Here is a 17,592-nt window from a genome sequence, read left to right on the forward strand (position 1 = left end):
GGGTTCTATCGTTTTCCTTTTTAATTACTTATTTGCTTGAGTTACCATTTCGAAAATCTTCATATCTTTTATCCAAACTTCGCTTGCTTCTCCTCTTAAATCCATTCCCCTGACAACAAAAAACGGACCTAAATTAGGGTATTTCTCATTGGTACGTCTGCTAATATTAGAAATTTGCACGATTCTAGTATTTGCTAGGACAAAATCCGTAATCTCCTTATCTCCAACCGTTTGGTCCTTAGAGGGATTCGTATTTGCTGGAGTCGTATTTTGTGCAGGCTTCTTGCTGCTATCCGTGTTTTGTGCGGTCTTATCAGTCTTATTAGTCGATGGTGTTGTCTTGTTCGCACTACTGTCGTTTTTAGATGCTTGTTTGCTTGTATCGGTATTTTGTGATGATTTAGTTGCTTGATCCGTGCTTTGGGTTGCTTTGTTGTCTTGGTCCGTGCTTTTGGCTGCCTGATTTTCTTGATCTGTGCTTTTGTTTTCTTTCGTGGCTTTATCAGCCGTTTTTGTCGCTGCAACCTTTTTATCAGCAGCATTCGACTCTTTCTCTTTTCCAAAACAGCCGCTTAATCCTATTAACGCTACCGATAACATCAAAACAAGGATGATCTTTCCATACAGCTTCATACTTTTCCCCCTACTAAATTATTCAAAATATTCCCCTTACTTGATTATACCCCGTTGTACCCGCTTACTTCAATGAAAATAACGATCACTCCCATCGACAAAATCGAGCGGTGACAGACACCTCTTATGTCCTCTTTTTCAAAAGGATGAAAGACAAAAAGAGCATATTTATAGTACAATAGGTAGAGATACTCATGTTTCTTTTATAAGCTCTGTTAAGATAATGATAATTCTCTAATTTCAACTACAAAGGGTGAAAGAGTTGAAAGTAATTAATGGACTAAGACTAGTAATTGCCAACAGCAGAAATAAACCTGTATATTTTTTTATTAAACAATCAATCGATAGTTTCTTTAGTCTTTGTTCATTAATCATCCTTTTCCCATTATTGATAACGGTTGCAATTTTTATTAAGCTAGATTCTCCTGGTCCTATTTTTTACAAGCAGGAACGGATTGGGTTAAATGGAAAGCCCTTTTTCATTTTAAAATTTAGATCTATGAAAATCGACGCTGAGAAGAATGGACCACAATGGGCAAATCAAAATGATTCAAGGATTACAAGCGTTGGCTATTATCTACGCAAATATCGAATTGATGAAATTCCGCAATTTCTAAATATACTTCGCGGGGAAATGTCGATTATTGGCCCTCGACCGGAGAGATCGATTTTTATCAAGCATTTTGAAAAAAATGTTCCTGATTTTCGTAAGCGTCTACAGGTAAAGCCTGGGATTACAGGATGGGCGCAAATTAACGGCGGATATGAGATTGAACCAAAGGAAAAATTAGAACTTGATTTATACTATATTTATAACTTTTCTATATTACTAGATTGTAAGATTATCTTGAAATCAATTCCCGTTATTTTATTCGCCAAAGGTTGGAGATAAGACACGGTGAAATATATGTGTGCAGTGACAATATAGGTCTATTTTAGCTTGAATAAGGGGAAAAAGTCATCATGTCTTTAATTACAAAAAAGAGTCGCATTAGCCGGGATACCATTATCTATATTCCTGTATTTCTAGCCCCTGCCCTCATTAATATTATCTTATTAATGGTATTTACTAGATTTTTTTCACCAAAAGAATATGGTATCTATACCATTGTAGTAAATACAACCATTATCCTTTCCTCTTTTCTGGCACAGTGGATTGTATTGTCGGTTCAAAGATTTCGGCCAGAATACAATAATAGTGGTACTAACATAGAGTTTAATCGTAATTTGAATTATCTGCTTCTTTTTATTTCAATAGGCTTTCTTCTGATGGTAAGTATTCTTTTTCTTTTCTTCCCTTCTTTCTTAATAGCTTATCAAGAGTATTATTGGTCTTCTGTCTTCCTGATTATTAGCTCCATTTACTTTATGGTTTTAGGAGGAGTATATCAGGCTGATTTACAATCAAAGCAATTTCGGAATTTGAATGTTATTCAATCCTTAATGAAGTTAGTCATCATTGTTATTTTTGTATTGTATTTTCAGTTTACGCCTGTTTCTTTTATCTGGGGAACCTCAGTTGCTCAAATCTTGGTAACACTCCCGATGCTTAGGTATGTTGAAGCTCAAAAAATGTTTGTCCCTTTGAAGGCTGCAAAAGATTCTTTTATTGAATTTGTAAAAAAATTTTGGAAATATGGATTTCCATTGATCGGTTGGTATATTGGAACAACCGTCATGAATCTTACCGACCGTTTTATGATTGAATATTTCCACTCTTCACATGAAGTAGGGATTTACTCAGCAAATTTTACGATTGCAGTACAAGCCATTGCCTTAATATGTAATCCATTGTTCTTTGCCATTCAACCAATTATGATGAACGAAATACAACAGCACAGTAATAAAGAGCATATCGAACAGAGAATCTCAGGTTTTACCCACCTATTTATCGTTATTGCTATGCCTTTTGGCGTCTATTTTTCTATCTATCGAAATGAAGTAAGTGAACTCTTATTGGGGAATCAATTTACTAATGGAGCAATAATTATCCCTATTTTGATTTTTGGCTTTTTTGCCTGGAATATTGGACTATATGGACAACTAACCTACCAGATTGCTAAACGGACGAAGGAAATGTTTTATTTTGTTGCGGTGGCGGCAATTTTGAATTTTGTCCTTAATCTTTATTTTATTCCCAAATGGAGCTTTATTGGGGCAGCCATCTCGACAACAATAGGATTCATCGTTTATAGCGGATTACTATTTATCTTTTCCATTAAGTTCATTAAGTGGAAAATACCATGGATGGCACTAGTAAAGGTAACATTACTAGTTATGATTCTTGCAATCCCTTTTCTCGCGCTAAAAATAAAGCTTTTAGAGGGAACTCCGCCGCTAATCAGCATGATTATAGGTTTACCTTTTTTCCTTATATACTTGGGAGTAGTATTTTTCTTTTGGAAAAATACATTAAAAGAGATAATTTCATAAACAAGACCGATAGAGGGAGTAAGGAAAATGGCCATCAAGAAAACCTATATTCTTTGTTCAGTATTGCTAATCATTTTGATTGGAATTCTAATCATCATATCTAAAGATCCTTCTTTTGTTCGTGTAGGGTTACTGTTTATTGGACTAATTCTTTTACCTGCCTTTATTTATTATACTTACACGTATAAAGGGGCTTTTATTTTATTCGTATTCTTCAGCAGCTTTGGGATTATGAACACAGATATTAAACTTTTTGACCTACTTTTTGTCATCGTTGCAGGACTTTTCTTTATTGGAAAGAAGCGAAAGTTACAGGCGATGGTGGATATCCGCTTTATTAATTATTCATTATTGCTTTTTATAATCGTTTCAATGCTGTCAGTGCTTAGCAGTAATAATATCCATGAAGCGGTACTCTACTTTATCCATACCGTATTTATGATTGCCATCTACTATTTTCTTTCTATTACCATTCGAACAAGGAGGGAATTCTATTCAATCCTCTGGGGCTATATATGTACAGTTTTATTTTCAACATTGGCTGTGATTGTCCAAAAAGCAGGGATAATTGGTGACATTGGAACCTGGTTTCAGGGTGTTCGTGCACAGGGATTTTTTATGGATCCGAATGACTTTTCTCCCTTTTTAATCCTAGCAATTGTCCTACTTATCGAAAAAGCCTTTTCCTATCACTGTTTTTCAATTAAATATATTGCTTTTTGTTCTTTAGCAGGTTTAGTGATTGGGGTCTTATTAGCTGGAATGTCAAGGGCAGCAATATTGAATTTTGGCATTGTGATAGTCATCTACCTCTTTTACACTATTTTATATAAAAAAAAGTACAGACAAATTACAATGTTAGTAGGGGTAATGGGCATTATAGCTGCAGTATTGATGTTAGTGGTTGGTGATTCAATCCTACATTATATCTTAATTCGATTTTCAGATTCCACAGATGTCTTACAATCCTATGATACGGACCGTTTCTTTTATCAGCGCCAAGGGATTCTTTTAGGATCAACTCATCTATTTGGAATTGGCCCAGGACAATTTGAAATACATTTTGGCTATGCAACTCATAATTTATTTGTACGAATCATAGCTGAAAATGGGTGGATTTCTTTTCTTTTCTTTGCAATTGGAGTTCTTTATACTTTAACCTTCCTTTTCTACTATCGTAAAAAGGAAGTCTGGAATCTTCCCGTTTATTTATTCCTATCTGTATATATCGGTGTAATCATTAACAGTTTCTTTTTAGACACCTTGCATTGGAGATACCTATGGTTCCTCATGGGGCTATGTACAATCATTATTAATCAAGCCTCAAAAAATGTATTGAAAAAGCACCTGCTTCATTAGGATAGCAGGTGCTCTTTTTTGATTTCGTATTAGCTAGCAGGCCAGATTGAGTCTGCCCATTCAGGGTGATCGATGAATGGATTACGATTGCCTTGAATGGATTCAATGACATCGTTTCTGTGCTTTTCAAAGGCATCTGGTGGATCCATTTTGCTCCATTGCAGCAGGACAGATTTCTTACCATGGAATGGAGTTGGATAGGTATTCACCTTGTCTGCAAGCTCAAGATCGATCTCGCCGCCATCGCCCTCATAGCGAACATCCATATACATGAGCATTCTCGCGATGTCGCCTTTTACACGATCTGGCGGCTCAAAAGAATCGCTATCATATTTACATCCTGGACACTCGCCGATCGTTTTGTTGCCACCGTTATCAAAATCTAAATGACCTCGTGTGCTGTTGACAGATGCATCAGCTGGCCGTAAATGGTGAATATCTGTTCCCGGGCCAACATTTGTTCCAAAGTTACCATGAGATTTTGCCCAAACATGTTCACGATTCCAGTCATTTACACCTGAACCAAACGTCGTTTTTGCTTGTGAACGGCCAGTGTAAAGCAGGATGACATTGTTCGGATTGTTGGGATCTTCATCTGTTTTCTTTAATGCGTCTGTTACCGCAGCATACGTTAATTTCTTTTGTACCTTAATAATATTGTGTAACGCAAGCTTCAGGTCAGCGCCTGTTTTACCGGCTGCCGGTTGGTAATAGGCTTCCACATTACCTCCGGTTGCTGCCGAAACTGTTACCGTAAATGTGGCACTAACCGTTTTCGTGCCGTCATTTGCTGTAACCGTCACATTGACCGTTCCTTCCGCAGCAGTTGGAACCGTTAACGTCGATCCCTGAATAGTGCCGGCAGTGGCAGTGTATGTTAATACGTCGCCATCTGGGTCGGAAAAATGGTCATTTAAATTAATTGAAACGGGTGCACCAACTTGAACAGAAACATTTGGTAATGCTTTCGCTACAACGGGTGCTTGATTCGCTTTTGGTGGAGATACCGGAGCCGGAATCACTTCACCGCTAACCTTTGTAAATTTGATGCTAGAAGTGTCGACGCCATCTTTCACTGTCCACTTCTGAACCTTTTCAACGCCTCTGATTTGACTGATATTCGCGTTCGCAATGACGACTTCTTTCACCTCATTGCCGCCAAGGTCAATCACAGCTCCCGGTGCGGCTGGGCTAAGCGTAATGACCGTGTTCTTTAAGCCAGCACCGCTTAATTTCGCATAAGAACCTGTTAACACGATGCCCTCTGTAATCACAGAATCAGCACTTACGGTAATTTCAGCGCCTACATTGTTTACCGTTAATTTCTTCGTTTTAAAGCCGTTTAAGTTGTAAACCTTTGTTCCTGCCGGCGGTGTAACTGGTGGTAAAACTTCCCCGCCTGCTGCTTTTAATTGTGTTTGAATGAGGATCGGATCATGGTCACTTGCACGACCATGCACATCCATGAAACCAGAGTTAATGTGCAAGATATCTACAGTTGTATTTGCAACCATATTGTTCGTAACTAATACTTGGTCTAGTACTTGCGCATTACCTTGATAAGAATAATTGTAACGCTCATTAGCAGGAACTTTGTCAATCATGTTAGTTAATTCGTTCCCTTTAGCAATGGTTAGCGTTTTCGTGAATTCAAAATCATTGAAGTCTCCAAGTAAGACAACGTTTGCGTTAGCATCTTTTGCTTTCACATTTTTCACGAAGTTATTCACAATCGCTGCAATTTTATGACGTTGAATTTCACTGCTTAAAACGGGCGGCTGCGTTTTCCCGAATAACGGTTGGTCGCCGCCTTTAGAGTTAAAGTGGTTGGCCACGACGATTATGTTCTGACCTTGGAAATCAAATTGAGCTGCAAGCGGCTTACGGCTTGAATTAAACGCAGAGTTTGTTGGATCAATTCGTCCTGGGTTTAAAGTAAGCTTGCCATTTTCAAAGCCAACTGCTTGTGTTGATGTACCTTTTTGTGCGCCTGCAGTTAACGATACACGGTCCTTATTGTAAAGGAAGGCAACACGAATGTTTCCGCCAGGTGCACCGCCATCTTGATTGTTTACTGGAACAATTTCGGTATAAGCGTATGTTGGTCCGCCAAGTGATTTGATTTTATCAATAATCTTTTGGGCACTTTGTGTTCCATCTACTGTTCCGTTGTCTGTTTCCCCGTTGTTATCTTGGATTTCGTTTAATCCGATAATATCAGGGTTTTTCATTTTATTGACAATCGCATCGCCAATCTTTGTTACTTTATCGTCTGGAGTAGCCGTTGAGAAGTTCTCAACGTTATATGTTCCAATCGTTAATTTATCAGCTGCCGGTGTGATTTTGGTTGCAGCACGAACTATTGGTGTTTCTGTTAATTTTGGCAGCGTTGGTTCCTGCGTCATTACTTTAAAGTTGCTGTAACCGTAGTTAACAATCCCTTTAATCGCACCTGTATAATAGTCTCCCATTTTGGCGCGGTAAGATTTGTTGGCTGTGGAGCCGTTTCTTACATCGACACCAATGCGATTTGGGTTCGAACTAGTTTCAGTAATCCGCATTCCGCCTGGTTCGACATTTGTTGGATAATCTTTAGGGACTACCCAAACTAGTCCGTCTTTTTGCAATGCAATGACTTTTGCATCATCGACTTGGACATACATGCCTTCAAGGCTTTCCCAGAAATCAATCGCATCTTCCTCTGGATCAAAGACACTAAATTGGTCATTATCAATGATTTCCGGCGGACAAATTCGGTCAACACCAAGCTTGATTGGTGCCGGAAGTGGTGCTGTACCATTTTTCGTAATGGTTGTTGCTTCAATTTCTGAAATCGTTAAGTCTGTTGTCGCTTTCTCGGCATAACCTTCACCGTAGTATTCGGTTACTTTACCAGATACTTTCACGCGGTCACCGATGGAAACACCGTGAGCAGATTTAAAGACGAGAATCGCATCAGAGGTGTTCGGGTCTCCGTCACCTACTAGGTCCTGGATAAAGAAGCGGCTTGTTCCATCAATATACGTAACAACGCCCTCTACGTCTGAAACCGTCTTGCCGTTAAAAGGCGAAGTGTGCGATTTACCTTGAATATCATAAATGTGAATCGCGCCATCTTGAATCAGATACTCAAAGCTAGCAACAGGACTATTCGTCATGCCTGCTTTCACGGCAACTGCTTTAATTGTTGTCGCTTTATTAATCACGATTGGCTGTGAGTATAACGGGCTTGCTGCCGTTGGGGTACTGCCATCCACTGTGTAGTGAATCGCTGCACCGGTTGTACCTGTTGTTAAGCTAACTTCTGTTCCTGCTTTTACCAATCCGGCACCAGGAGTAGCAACAACCGATTGGACAATACTTGAGTCTTTAATAATGTCGCCTGCATTTCGTGGAAGTAATTGATATACCCCGCCAAATTGGCTAAGAACTCCGGTAATTTCCTCATAGGTTGTACCAGTAGTGAGCATCGATGCATCGCTCGGGCGAACTTGGAAGCTTGTCCCATCAGCATCTGTAGCTGTATAGTTACCGCCAGCGAATGCGCCGACTGTTACATTCTTCAATTTTAATAGGGTTGCTTCTTTGCTTTCTTGCAAGTCAGCAGCTTTTACTAGTTCAGCGGCCGGAACGGCTCCTGTGCCAGTAACGACAATATTTTCATGATTGGCTTCGATTTCAAGCAACGTTGAATATTCCGTTAATTTACCTGACACGGTGATTTTATTACCTGGTTGAATCGTTGTGCTGTCCGTTGGTGTGTAGGCGACAATTCCAGCTGTCGCATCTTGGAAGTAAATCGCTCTTCCTAAAACAGCGGTAACGACACCACTTGTTTGAACATTCGATTGAAGATCCATCGCTCTGACTTCAGCAATCGTATTGGCTTGTAAAATCGTATAAGCGAATGTTGCGACATCACTGTTAGCTAAGCCTGCTTTAATGGCAACGGCCTTGATGGTTACAGCTCCATTGATGGCAATTGGAGCCGTGTATGCAGTGCTTGCAGCCGTTGGCTCTGTGCCGTTCGTTGTGTAATAAATTTTTGCATCAGCTGTTGCTGTCGCCAACGTGACTGTTGTTCCAGCTGCGACTGCACCAGCTTCTGGAGTAGCGGTAACGGCACTAACTTTCGTTGGGTCAGTTACAGTAACAAACTCCATGGATGTAGCATTTTTTAATCCAGGCATATTATTATAGGCCAATAAATCACCCGAAATCAGGACCTTTTTCCCAATATTCGTTGGATTGGATTGTAAGCCATGTGTCGCTCTAAAGTTGGCTGGGATCTGAACATTAAGCATTTTTGCTTTATCTGTTTCTGATGGTGAATCTGCGATGGAGTAGTTGAAATCACTTGAGAATTTACTTGGATCTTGCGTTATTGCATTGCTTCCTGTGGCAAAAGCGACAATATAGCCTTGAACAGTGGCTTTACCGCCAGCAGCATTCTTCGCAATGGCTTCCGCAACAGTAATATAATCGGCAGCCTTTGAAACATTTTGAAAAGGAGCGAAAAGGCTTAATACTAACGCAAAAATCAATCCGATATTGAATATCCTTTTCTTCGTTTTATATTTCATTGTGTCCTCCAATGCAATCCTTTTTTGTGGGATAAAGCCCCCAGTGAATTACCAGGAGCTTTACATAGCATCAATTAATCTTCAAAAATAGTTTCGCCTTCTACCGTTACAGTTGAAAGATCGACACTAGTACCGCCTTTTAATGTTAAGTTACCTTTTACAGTTGCATATTCAAGCTTGCTAACACCTGTAACATCAACGATCACGTTGCCGAAGTATACTTTTGGATTCGATGCCGTACCGCTGAATGATGCAGCAGGAATTGTTTGTGGAACCACGTTTACGATCCGTCCTTCTACTTGAGGGCTTACCGTTTTGTTTGGCTGCGCCGCAATGTAGTCATTGAACATTTCCCAATCCACAAATCCTGGCTCACTTACACGCCCTTCTTTGTAAGCTTTTTCGAACATTGTGAAGCCGTCTCCGCCTTTAGCCGTAAAGACGTTTGTTGCCACAAAGTAGTTCTTATTAAGGTCTAAAGCCGTATAGCTTCCGTCCTTACCCTTCACTTGAATGGCTTGAATCTTTTGACCAGCTGGTTTTGTGCTGTCATAAGTGACTTTCAGACCAGACACTTGTAAGAAGCCGCCAAAAGCAGTTGCAGGTGCATCCTTCACGCTATATTCAAGAGCAGCTTTCAGTTCATCACCTTTTAAATTCATGATGCCTAAAGAGTTTCCGAAAGGAAGCACTTTAAATACATCTGCTACTGTAATATTACCAGCAGGAAGAGTGACACGAATTCCACCGCCATTTTGAACGGCAATCAGGGTGTCAGGATTAATCGTTTGAGCTTTTGCAAGCATACCATCGGTAATGAAGTTACCAAGGTTTGTTTCTCTTGTACGTGCTAATGGATTTCCACCTTCTAAGGCAACCGCAGCAGTTCCAACAACAGTTCTTTCCTTTTCCTGAACTGCTGGCTTGTATTTTGTGTTAAGAATTTGCAATGTAGCTGCATCTTCTGTGTACTTGCTAATATCAAGCAGTTTACCAGTTGTTTCAGGAACGATTACTTTACCTGCTGCATCAAATGTTACATCCAATGTTCCAAGGAACTTGTTATATTCATTTGCTTGCACGATAACCGTTGGCTCAGTTTTAGTTGTGACAAATACAGGCGCATCAAGCTTTGTATGAGTATGACCGCCAACGATGACGTCAATTCCTTCCACTTGTTTCGCTAATTCTAAGTCATTATCCCAGTCAATTGAATCGTCGTAACCGATATGTGTTAAAGCAATGATTTTGTTAACGCCTTGTGCTTCCAAGGCAGCAACAGATCTTTTTGCCTCAGTGATATAATTTTTGAAGACAACACCGTCTCCAGGGCTAGAAATCGTTGGAGTTTCTTCTGTTGTTAAACCGAAAATACCGATTTTTTCCCCATTTACAACCTTGATAATGCCGTTGTAGATTTGGCCGCCAGCTGGGTTATCAGTTGTTAGGCCGTTATGATAACGGGATTTTAAATTTGCATCGTTCGTAAAGTCAACGTTAGCGCTGACAAATGGGAAAGAAGCTCCTTTAACAAAGTTAGATAACACTTCAGTACCGACATCAAACTCGTGGTTTCCAAAAGTCATCGCATCATAGCCAGCTAAATTCATAAACTCTAAATCTGCTAAGCCTTTAAACTCATTGAAATACAATGTTCCTGAGAACACATCACCTGCATCAAGTAATAATGCGCTAGGTTTTTCTGCACGAACAGACTTAATCGCAGTCATTTTCTTCGCCACGTTAATATTATTCGTCGCATTATCAACGTTTGCATGTGTGTCGTTAGAATGCATAACATTCAAGGTGAATTTCTCGTTAGCTTGTCCAGCTAAAACATCGATATTAAATTCTGTTATACCGTTTACGGTAAATTCTTTTTTGAGTTCATACCAATGGTTTTCCGCACCGATCCAAATACCATCAAGTACATAGCTTCCGTTCGGAATTGTTGTGCTGTAGATACCATTTACATCTGTGGTCATGTCGTACCATGTTTTGCCATCAGCTGTGTGCACGCTGAATGTTACGTTAGGTAATACGTCTTTACCTTTCTTTACTACACCTGTTACGTTCGGTGAAATGACACCTGTTCCATCTTTTAAGACGTCAATGTTTAATTGGAATAAGCCATTAACCGTGAAGTCCTTTTTGAGTTCGTACCATTTTCCTGCGGCACTGTCCCAAATCCCGTCAATCGTATAAGTACCATTTGGAAGTTTAAATTCAAAGTTACCGTTTGTATCTGTTTTCGTGTCATACCAAATGGCTTCGCCAGATTTTGTGTGAAGACTGAAAACAGTGTTACTTAAGGCTGTTGTTCCTTTTGTAAGTGTTCCGGTTACATTGAAAACACCAGCAAGATTAATCGTTAATTCAGTTGCTCCAACAAGTTTTCCGTCCTTCATGGTGAACGCTTGATTGAGCTCATACCATTTTTTAGCAGCTCCATCCCAAATACCATCTACTTGGTAGCTGCCGTCTGCTAGCTTAAAGTTGAATTTACCGTTTTTATCAGTTGTTGCATCATACCATTTTCCTTCTGTGCTATGGATACTGAATGTAAGATTGTTCAATGCTTTTGAACCATTCTTTACATATCCAGTTAGATTCCATGTGCCTTCAGCTGGATTTAGTCCATCGATTGCTAATTCATGTAATCCATCTACTAAACCATTTTTAATCGTAATCGTTTTGTTAAGCTGATACCATGTTGGTGCCACCCATAGACCTTCAATCGCATATGTGCCATCTGCTAGATTGAAAGTGAAAACACCATCTTTATTAGTTGTAAAATCATACCAGATATTGCTAGTCGTATTTTTAAGGCTGAATGCAAGATTTGCTAATGGCTCGCCGCCTAAGACAACCTTACCTTGGCCTGGAACGGCACCTGGATCTGGCTGTGGTTCTTGAGCTGCTGCTTCGCCTTTAAACTCGATTTCGCCCATGCGGCTTGTACCGGTTCCGACAATTGCGGTGCCATTTACATTAATTTCGGAAGATTTTAACCATTTTACATAGACTAAATCTTTATCATTTGCCTCTTTAGGCAATGCAATATTTGTTAAAACTCCACTAGTCCAGTTATTGGCTACTGTTACCACAGCACCCGGAACATCCACCCATGTAGAGTTGTCTAAGCTATATTGAACCTTGAAATCTTTCGGTCCTGTACCAGAACTTATTTGTTTTGATGATAATGTAATATTTTGATAACCTTTTGTTGAAATCGATACCTGCCATGATGCTGGTTTGGTATCCCATTTTGTAGCACTAGGAACATTGATTCCATTGGGTCCACCGGTGTAACTAGTAATTGTCGCACCTGTTATGGACAATGGTCTATCCAGGTTTGCCGCTATTCCGGATGTTGACTTAAGGTTATTGTCGCCAAATACCCACTTCGCCAATGAAACCGGCGTTGTTGCTGCATTTACATTAAGGGGCACTACTAATGCTAAGAGCATAACTGCTGTTAAGACTAAGCTGACCCACTTTTTTGATTTGTTGAATATCTTATTCACAGATTAATTCCCTCCAAATCTACTAATGTTGAAAAAAAAGACTTCCTGTTCAGGCGAGGAATCCCACTTCCCCCAAACCTTCCCTCTCTTTCCATTAGGTATATGTAACCATTTATAGTTTATAATGTTTCAAAGCATAATTCTACATATTTCTAGAAATATTCTAAAATTTCTACTAGCTTATTTCCTCAACTCTATTAAACTTCCAGTTGGCCCCTTTATGGGAATCTGAGGCTGTTAATTGATTTCGAAAATCTTCCCATTGTTCACCCATACTTCTGTCTTTCTCCCTTTTTCATCTACACCTCTAATAAAATAAAAAGGGCCAAGATCTTTGTAATTATCATGCAGCTTCTGATTAATACTAAAGATTTTCACTACCTTAGTATCTTTCAGAACAAGTTCACTAGCTAATTGGGCTTCACTTTTAGGAGTTTTGTTCTTCTCGCTCTCCTTTTTGGCCACGGACGCTGTCTTTTGCTTCGCAGTATTTTCCTTTTGGGCATTTGACTTTGTGGCTTCTTTGTCATTTGAGCATGAAATAAGTGATGCAGCTAGGAGTGAAGTAAGTGTAAGCAATGCAAACTTTTTAAACATATACCTATTCCTTTCATTTGGATGAATGGATATGATTTGAGAGAAAATGTGGATAAAAAGCCGGCCCTTCATAAAAGAGGCCGGCTCTTCCTACCTTTGATTACTTCGTAAGATTGATAAGTAATTGGTCGGTTCCAACTAATTTTCCATCTTCAACACTAAACTTAAGATTTAAGACATACCATTTTGCTTCGGATGCCACCCAAACGCCGTCAAGTTGATAAGCGCCGTTTGGCAATACAAGGCCAAAGCTTCCGTCAGCAGCTGTTTTCACATCATACCATTTCGTTTCACCAGAAGTAGTATGGAAACTGAAAACGACATCACCTAGGGCTTCGGTCCCTTTCGTCAAGACACCTGTAACATTTTTCGCTGGTTTAACTGGAACCTTTAGGTCAAGTTGAAGTGAGCCGGAAACGGTAAATTCTTTTTGAAGATCATACCATGTACCGTCCGCATCAACCCAAATACCTTCAAGTTTATACGTTCCATCGTTGAGGCTAAAGCTAAAGTTTCCGTTTGCATCTGTTTGCGCATCGTACCAAACTTCTTCGCCTGTTGTCGTATGAATACTAAAGATTGTATTGGCTAAAGGAGCATCGCCTTGAGTTAGTTTACCAGTTACGTTAGATTCAATTGCCTTCACATTAACTAGTAACTCCGAACCGCCCACTAGCTTGCCATCTTTTACTTCAAATTGTAGATTTAAAACTTGCCATAAGCCTTTTGCTCCATCCCAAATACCATCTAATTGATACTTTCCATCTGGTACTAGGAGAGCAAATTGACCTTTTGCGTCCGTTCTTGTATCGTACCATTGTTTTCCATCAAGGGTATGAACACTAAACGGAATGTTTGCATAACCCTCAGAGTTCTTGGTTAATTTCCCTGAAACATTTACTTTTCCAGGCTCTGTTGGAACTTGGTAATCAGTTGCACTAATAACTAATTTGTTTGTTCCATTCACAAGGCCATTCTTAATCTTGTAAGTTCCGTTTAATGGATACCATGTCGGATCCACCCATACACCATCAAGTTTATAATCGCCATCTGGCAGATTATGAGTGAAGCTTCCGTTTGCATCTGTTGTGAAATCGTACCATACTTGATTTTCACCAGCCGAATAAAGACTGAAAGTAACATTAGCTAACGGTTTGTCACCTAATAATAACTGACCTTTACCTGCATCAGGATTTGGAGCAGCCGTTTTCGTTACAGTGATTTCTTTTGAAGCAGAGTTTTGTGCTTCATCATCAACTGTAATCTTCACTTTATTATCCCCATCCGTTAATCCAGCTAGGGATACTTTAAATTTACCGTCTTGATCAAGCGTAATTGGCGTTGCTGCTCCAACCTTTTCACCATTGCTGTTTGTTAACTCATATTTGGCATGCAATTTTGAGTTGACATCGTAGTCCTCACCAAAGACTTCCTCCACGACTGACTTCCAGTCAACGTAAGAATCCTGAAGTGATCCGGTTAGATTGTAGCTTGAGTCTTTAGTTGTATAGGTATCTTCCATAACAACTGTTGGAGCCGTTGTTTTTACAAATACAGGTCCAATCCAGTTTGACGTAACAACCGCCGTAATTTGGCTTGGAATTGATGAATTATAGGTTGTTAAATCAAGCGTATATACACCGTCTTGAGCATTAGCCGCTTTAGACGTTTCATATGAAGTATAGCTACCGTTAAAAGCAACTGTTTTTGGCCCTGTTGATGTAGATGAAGCATTAACTAATAAACCGAGATATCCATCGCCATCAACACCGGCATCCTGATGAATTGCATCCCAAAGTTCCATCTGAGTGTATTTTTGTGCATTATAGAATTCGTATCGTACCGTAGTACTATCTAACTTTTTATCACCATTTGGCGAAATACTACTACTATCAATTGAGAAGCTTTTCAATCCTGTTGGCGGTGCAAAGCTTCCTGCGAATGGTAAATTTAAATTCGTTTTACCATTGGTGATTTTTACATAACCTAGGATTTCATTTCCAGTAGTACCTGCACCTTTTGGAACGTTTAACGTTACTTTTAAGGTGTTCTCACCATTAGCCGCAAGTGTGAAATTAGCTTTATCCACTGTCACGTTTGCAGTAGCTAAAGCACCAGTCGCAGCCTTTGTGGTTTGTACAGTAACTGTATAATCACTAGCGCTGCCTGTAAGATTTTTTACCACAATATCTTTTGTAACGGTAGATGCATTGTTCGCATTGGTTGGAACATTTCCGAAAGTAACTGTACCTTTGATATTATCGTAGGTTTTTCCTGAAAAACTTGTTTTGTCCATTGCATAAGCCAATGCTTCAGTTGTTGCTGCCGCTAGAGGCTGAACGCGTCCAGGACCTTGTGAGAATACATCATATTTCTTAACATCAAGTTGTTTCGCAGTATTGGAGATTGCTACTTTAATATCGAATGGTGTCCAATTAGGATGCTGTGATTTTAATAATGCAGCAATACCGGCAACGTGCGGTGTTGCCATACTTGTTCCGGTGAAACGGTCATACGACTCCAGGTAGCTAGCATCTGGGAAGTCTTTGCCGTAAGCAGGAACCGAAGACATGATATTCGTTCCTGGAGCAGAAACGTCTGGCTTCAGATCAAAATTCGGATTAGCCGGGCCGCGTGAGCTTGAGCTGTTGATATCGTCGCCAGCTGTTTTGCTTTCAGAAAAACTACCAAATGTTACGGTTGCTTTTTTCGTTGCTAAAGCAGTTCTTAATGCAGTTCCATCCGTAGTTGACATATCAAATGTCGGGATGAAGGCAAAGGAATCGCCTAGGAATACTCCAGCAGGCCCGTTACCGTTAGCGCCGCCGTTATTATGGATAATTGTCGCTACTGCTCCTGCTTTTTTAGCATTGGCAATTTTGTCAACAAAAGAAATCGTACCACGTGAAATCAGTGCTACTTTTCCTTGTACATTCAAACCAGTATAGTCTTTTGCTTCTCCAAGTCCTGGAACCGCTACAACATCATAAGTTCCATTTAGAAGTTCGGCTGGCTTTGTACCAAATTTCCAGCCCATTAAGTTCATGTTATAAGCTGCAGGTGCAGAACCTTCTACAGTTACAGAAGCTTGTCCAGCCATGGTTGTTTCAGGAACAGTCGAGTTTGCAACCGAAATCGCAAATGCCGCTGTAGATGGGCTTCCAATTGTTCCACGGTTTGGACCGGAGTTACCCGTTGCAACAACAGCAGTCACACCAGCTAACGCAGCATTGTTAATCGCGATTGCGTCGGAAGAGGTTTGGCTATTGCTAGTGCTTCCTAGTGATAGGTTGATAATATCCATTTTTTCTACAGCTGCTTTATCAATCGCAGCAATTATTCCCGAGTTTGCGCCGCTTCCGTAAGCACCTAGTACACGATAAGCATAAAGATCAACCTCTGGGGCTAGACCTTTAATCCCAAATGGGTTATTGCCCTGTGCAGCAATCGTACCAGCAACGTGAGTGCCATGCTCTGTGTAGAAAGCACTGCCTTGAGAATCGAATTCAGCCTTGTTTGCTGGGCGATCTAATGGAGTCGTTTCATATGGATCATTAGCTGCACGATTTCGTGCGTATTCGGTACTTTTGGATTGATCGATAAAGTTGTATCCGCCCTTGTAAACATTTTGAAACTCTGGGTGGTTGTAGTCGATACCAGTATCAAGAACGGCTACTTTCACACCTTGGCCTTTATAGCCTAGGGCCCATACAGATGGTACATTTAGGAATGGGCTGCTTGTATTCATCATTGGCTTAACTGCGCTGCTGCCAGAAGCCTTTGTGCCCAATGCGTGCCTTTCGGCGTCTGGTTCAACTAATTTAACGCCATCGATATTTAGCAGTTCTTTCACTTGGCTGGCCTTTAATGTAAGCGCCATCCCGTTGAAAGTGTAATTGTAAGTATAACCAACCTTTGCTTTAATCCCCTTTGTGCTTAGGTTCGTTTGAAACTTTTGCTGCTGGGAAACTACTTTTTGCTGAATAGTTTTTTCTTCAGTTTTAGAAGTTGTTTTTCCAGCAACTTTATTAATCCCTTTTGCCAAGGCAACGGGATATTCTGATAATTCAACAATAACGGATACCTCTTGATCACCCGTTAAGTTTTGTAAATCCGGGTGTAAAACCGCGTCTTGACCTAAAGTTGCTTTTTGCTGTGCAATAAGCCTTTTCATTTGTGTCTCTGTAGCCGTGCTTAATTGACTTTCTTTTTTCGTTAATTGCTTGTTTGAAGCAGCAGCCCCATAAGAAGGAAATAGCAATGTAAAAAACATCGCTAATGCTACTAAACTGCTAAATAATTTACGATAATTTCTAACCTTCAACCTCCATACCCCTCTTTCATAATCCAAAATTTTTCGTGGAAATTTTTTAAAATAATTCACCTCCTTTAATAAAATATTTTGAAAGGAACGGATCACTATTACTTTCTAACAATATTGAATTATCTGAATTCGGAAA

Annotated in this window: 8 protein-coding genes; 3 read left to right on the forward strand and 5 right to left on the reverse strand. The window is 39.9% G+C overall.

All coding sequences use genetic code 11. From position 1 onward, the window contains the following. Positions 1-24 precede the first annotated feature (24 nt). Positions 25-633, reverse strand: a complete 609-nt coding sequence (locus ACIQCO_RS06140) for a hypothetical protein (RefSeq protein ID WP_400426781.1) — start codon at positions 631-633, stop codon at positions 25-27. A 262-nt stretch (positions 634-895) separates the two neighbouring features. On the opposite strand from ACIQCO_RS06140, the gene ACIQCO_RS06145 reads away from it, so the two are divergent. The 3 genes from ACIQCO_RS06145 (at position 896) to ACIQCO_RS06155 (ending at position 4,425) form a co-directional block, all read left to right on the forward strand. Continuing rightward, positions 896-1,525, forward strand: a complete 630-nt coding sequence (locus ACIQCO_RS06145; RefSeq protein ID WP_400426782.1) for a sugar transferase — start codon at positions 896-898, stop codon at positions 1,523-1,525. Between the two features lie 71 nt (positions 1,526-1,596). Then, positions 1,597-3,066: an oligosaccharide flippase family protein gene (locus ACIQCO_RS06150; protein WP_400426783.1), complete on the forward strand. Its 1,470-nt coding sequence runs from the start codon at positions 1,597-1,599 to the stop codon at positions 3,064-3,066. 27 nt (positions 3,067-3,093) lie between these two features. Then, the gene (locus ACIQCO_RS06155; RefSeq protein ID WP_400426785.1) at positions 3,094-4,425 is read left to right on the forward strand and encodes an O-antigen ligase family protein; all 1,332 of its coding nucleotides are present in this window, start codon (positions 3,094-3,096) and stop codon (positions 4,423-4,425) included. Positions 4,426-4,454: 29 nt separating this feature from the next. On the opposite strand, the gene ACIQCO_RS06160 is transcribed toward ACIQCO_RS06155, so the two are convergent. The 4 genes from ACIQCO_RS06160 to ACIQCO_RS06175 form a co-directional block, all read right to left on the reverse strand. After that, positions 4,455-9,008: an endonuclease gene (locus ACIQCO_RS06160; RefSeq protein WP_400426787.1), complete on the reverse strand. Its 4,554-nt coding sequence runs from the start codon at positions 9,006-9,008 to the stop codon at positions 4,455-4,457. A gap of 74 nt (positions 9,009-9,082) precedes the next feature. After that, a complete protein-coding gene (locus ACIQCO_RS06165) occupies positions 9,083-12,535 on the reverse strand; it encodes a 5'-nucleotidase C-terminal domain-containing protein (protein WP_400426789.1) in 3,453 nt (1,150 codons plus the stop codon). Positions 12,536-12,772: 237 nt separating this feature from the next. Continuing rightward, a complete protein-coding gene (locus tag ACIQCO_RS06170) occupies positions 12,773-13,132 on the reverse strand; it encodes a hypothetical protein (RefSeq protein WP_400426790.1) in 360 nt (119 codons plus the stop codon). Positions 13,133-13,232: 100 nt separating this feature from the next. After that, positions 13,233-17,456 (reverse strand): S8 family serine peptidase, encoded by a 4,224-nt coding sequence (locus ACIQCO_RS06175; protein ID WP_400426791.1) that lies wholly within the window; start codon positions 17,454-17,456, stop codon positions 13,233-13,235. Positions 17,457-17,592 lie beyond the last annotated feature (136 nt).

It is taken from the genome of Neobacillus sp. NPDC093127 (assembly GCF_044754175.1).
In the GTDB taxonomy this organism is placed as follows: domain Bacteria; phylum Bacillota; class Bacilli; order Bacillales; family Cytobacillaceae; genus Neobacillus.